The following is a 3929-nucleotide window of genomic DNA, read 5'->3' as shown; positions in this document are numbered from 1 at the left end:
CACCGGGCCCGCTCCGGCGGCCGCCGAAGCGGCCGGACCGGGGACCGCCCCGGCCGCGGTGCACGGGGCCGTCGCGCCGGTCCGAGGCGTCGCCGCGGCCCCGCGCGGGAGCCGCGACACGCGGGGCGCACCCCACTCCCGCCGTGGCGCCCAGCAGGCCGCCGACACTCCGGGAACACAAGATATGGGGGTGCGTGCGCCCCCGGCCCCCAGATGTATGATCGGCCGTGCTGTCGCAGCAGGGGAATCCGGTGTGAATCCGGGACTGTCCCGCAACGGTGAGCGCCATTCCGGCGTGGCGTCGAGTCCGAACACCTGTGCGAAAGCTTAAGACGTCCGGGCCTCGTGGATTGGGCCCGCGTACGCGGTCCCCCGGTGTGCCCGCGTGCGTCGCCCGATCCCGCGACGGCCGAGAGCCACGAGGGAGAACGCGTGACCATCGCACCAGCGGAGCCCGTCTCAGCAGCGACGCCCGAGGAGCAGGACCAGCCCGGCGGCATCCTCCTCCAGGAGCTGACCCGGCTCACCGCCGACCTCGGCGCCACCGAACCCGGCCGCGTCGCCGCTGCCGCACTGCGGGGCCGCAACGCCTCCTCCGACGCGGCCGAGCTGCGGTCGCTGGCGATCGAGGCTGCCGCCGGTCTCATCGGGGACGAGCCCCAGTACTCCCGGCTCGCCGCCCGGATGCTGACGCTGGCCATCCGCGAGGAGGCGGCGACCCAGGGCGCGGTCGCGTTCTCCGCCTCGGTGGCCGTCGGCCACCGGGAGGGGCTGATCGGCGACTCCACCGCCGCGTTCGTGCGGCGCCACGCCGAACGCCTCGACGCACTGGCCGAGTCGGCCGTCGCCGACGGCGCCGACGACCGCTTCGGCTACTTCGGCCTGCGCACCGTGCAGTCCCGCTACCTGCTGCGCCACCCCATCACCCGCAAGGTCATCGAGACGCCGCAGCACTTCCTGCTGCGCGTCGCCTGCGGCCTCGCCGAGGACGACAGCGACCGGGCGGTGAGCGACGTCGCCGAGCTGTACCGGCTCACCAGCACGCTCTCCTACCTGCCCTCCTCCCCCACGCTCTTCAACTCCGGCACGCGCCACCCGCAGATGTCCTCCTGCTACCTGCTGGACTCGCCGCTGGACGAGCTGGACTCGATCTACGACCGGTACCACCAGGTGGCGCGGCTCTCCAAGCACGCCGGCGGCATCGGCCTCTCCTACTCCCGCATCCGCGCCCGCGGTTCGCTGATCCGGGGCACCAACGGCCACTCCAACGGCATCGTGCCGTTCCTCCGGACGCTGGACGCCTCCGTCGCCGCGGTCAACCAGGGCGGGCGCCGCAAGGGCGCGGCCTGCGTCTACCTGGAGACCTGGCACGCGGACCTGGAGGAGTTCCTGGAGCTGCGGGACAACACCGGCGAGGAGGCCCGCCGCACCCACAACCTCAACACCGCCCACTGGATCCCGGACGAGTTCATGCGCCGCGTCGAGGCGGACGGCGACTGGTCGCTGTTCTCCCCCGCCGACGTGCCGGAGCTGGTGGACCTCTGGGGCGACGCCTTCGACGACGCCTACCGCCGCGCCGAGGCCGAGGGCAAGGCCGTCCGCACCGTCCCCGCGCGTCAGCTGTACTCGCGGATGATGCGGACCCTCGCCCAGACCGGCAACGGCTGGATGACCTTCAAGGACGCCGCCAACCGCACCGCCAACCAGACGGCGGAGCCCGGCGCGGTCGTGCACTCCTCCAACCTCTGCACGGAGATCCTGGAGGTCACCGACGACGGCGAGACCGCCGTCTGCAACCTGGGGTCGGTCAACCTCGCCGCGCACCTGGGCGAGGGCGGCGAGATGGACTGGGAACGGCTGGACGACACCGTCCGCACCGCCGTCACCTTCCTGGACCGCGTGGTCGACATCAACTTCTACCCGACCGAGCAGGCCGGGGCCTCCAACTCCCGCTGGCGCCCGGTGGGCCTGGGCCTCATGGGTCTCCAGGACGTCTTCTTCCGGCTGAAGCTGCCGTTCGACTCCCCCGAGGCGCGGCGACTCTCCAACCGGATCTCCGAGCGCATCATGCTGGCGGCCTACCACGCCTCGGCCGACCTCGCCGAGCGCCACGGGCCGCACCGCGGCTGGGAGGCCACCCGCACCGCCCGCGGCGTGCTCCACCCGGACCACTACCCCGACGCCGAGCTGACCTGGCCGGAGCGGTGGGACGAGCTGCGCTCCCGCATCTCCCGCACCGGGATGCGCAACTCGCTGCTGCTGGCGATCGCGCCGACCGCGACCATCGCGTCGATCGCGGGCGTCTACGAGTGCATCGAGCCGCAGGTCTCCAACCTGTTCAAGCGCGAGACGCTCAGCGGTGAGTTCCTCCAGGTCAACACCTACCTGGTGGAGGAGCTGAAGGAGCGGGGGCTGTGGAACGACACCACCCGTGACGCGCTCCGCGAGGCCAACGGCTCGGTGCAGGAGCTGGCGGGGCTGCCGGACGACGTCCGCCACCTGTACCGCACCGCGTGGGAGGTGCCGCAGCGCGCCCTGATCGACATGGCGGCCGAGCGGACCCCGTTCCTCGACCAGAGCCAGTCGCTCAACCTCTTCATGGCCGCGCCGACCATCGGCAAGCTCAGCTCGATGTACGCCTACGCCTGGAAGCGCGGCATCAAGACCACCTACTACCTGCGTTCGCGTCCGGCCACCCGGATCGCGCAGTCCGCGCGCGCCGCCGCCCAGCCGGCGGTCGTGCCCGCGCAGCAGTCGGCGGCCGAGGCAGACGCCGTCGCCTGCTCCCTCGAGAACCCCGAATCCTGCGAGGCATGCCAGTGACCGCCCCCGTATCCGCCCCGGCGCCCCAGACCGGCTCGTCGCACACCGCGACCACCACCGGCACCAAGAACCTGCTCGACCCCGGGTTCGAGCTCACGCTGCGGCCGATGCGGTACCCCGACTTCTACGACCGGTACCGCGACGCCATCAAGAACACCTGGACGGTGGAGGAGGTCGACCTCCACTCCGACGTGGCGGACCTGGCCAAGCTCTCCCCGGGCGAGCAGCACATGATCGGGCGGCTGGTGGCGTTCTTCGCGACCGGTGACTCGATCGTCTCCAACAACCTGGTGCTGACGCTCTACAAGCACATCAACTCCCCGGAGGCGCGGCTCTACCTCTCGCGCCAGCTCTTCGAGGAGGCCGTGCACGTCCAGTTCTACCTGACGCTGCTCGACACCTACCTGCCCGATCCGGACGAGCGCGCCGAGGCGTTCGCCGCGGTGGAGAACATCCCCTCCATCCGGGAGAAGGCGCAGTTCTGCTTCCGGTGGATGGACTCCGTCGAGAAGATCGACCGGCTGGAGACCAAGGACGACCGCCGCCGGTTCCTCCTGAACCTCATCTGCTTCGCGGCCTGCATCGAGGGGCTGTTCTTCTACGGCGCCTTCGCCTACGTGTACTGGTTCCGGTCCCGGGGCCTGCTGCACGGCCTGGCGACCGGCACCAACTGGGTGTTCCGCGACGAGTCCTGCCACATGGACTTCGCCTTCCACGTGGTCGACACCGTCCGCGCCGAGGAGCCGGAGCTCTTCGACGAGGAGCTGAACCAGCAGGTCGTCGACATGCTGAAGGAGGCCGTCGAGGCGGAGCTCCAGTTCGCCCGCGACCTCTGCGGCGAGGGCCTGCCGGGGATGAACACGGCCTCCATGCGCGAGTACCTGGAGTGCGTGGCGGACCAGCGGCTGGTCCGGCTCGGCCTGGAGCCGGTCTTCGGCTCGCAGAACCCGTTCTCGTTCATGGAGCTCCAGAACGTGCAGGAGCTGACCAACTTCTTCGAGCGGCGCGCCTCGGCCTACCAGGTCGCCGTCGAGGGCACGGTCAACCTCGACGAGGACTTCTGACAGCCGGCCGCCGCCGCTGCCCGCCGGAGCGCGGGCAGCGGC

2 protein-coding genes and 1 riboswitch are annotated in these 3929 nt (G+C 71.3%); both genes read left to right on the top strand.

Features of this window, described 5'->3' with window-relative positions; all coding sequences use genetic code 11:
• Positions 1-208 precede the first annotated feature (208 nt).
• Positions 209-337: riboswitch (cobalamin riboswitch) on the top strand.
• Between the two features lie 95 nt (positions 338-432).
• Positions 433-2823 carry a ribonucleoside-diphosphate reductase subunit alpha gene (locus HCN52_RS22610; protein ID WP_168090292.1) on the top strand — a complete coding sequence of 797 codons (2391 nt, stop codon included), beginning with the start codon at positions 433-435 and terminating at the stop codon, positions 2821-2823.
• Complete coding sequence (locus HCN52_RS22605) at positions 2814-3887, top strand: ribonucleotide-diphosphate reductase subunit beta (RefSeq protein ID WP_168090291.1); 1074 nt, start codon at positions 2814-2816, stop codon at positions 3885-3887. Before HCN52_RS22610 ends, HCN52_RS22605 begins: the two co-directional genes overlap by 10 nt.
• Positions 3888-3929 lie beyond the last annotated feature (42 nt).

The sequence above is a fragment of the Streptomyces bohaiensis genome (assembly GCF_012033785.1).
GTDB lineage: Bacteria > Actinomycetota > Actinomycetes > Streptomycetales > Streptomycetaceae > Streptomyces > Streptomyces bohaiensis.
This window is presented reverse-complemented; position numbering and strand designations above follow the sequence as displayed.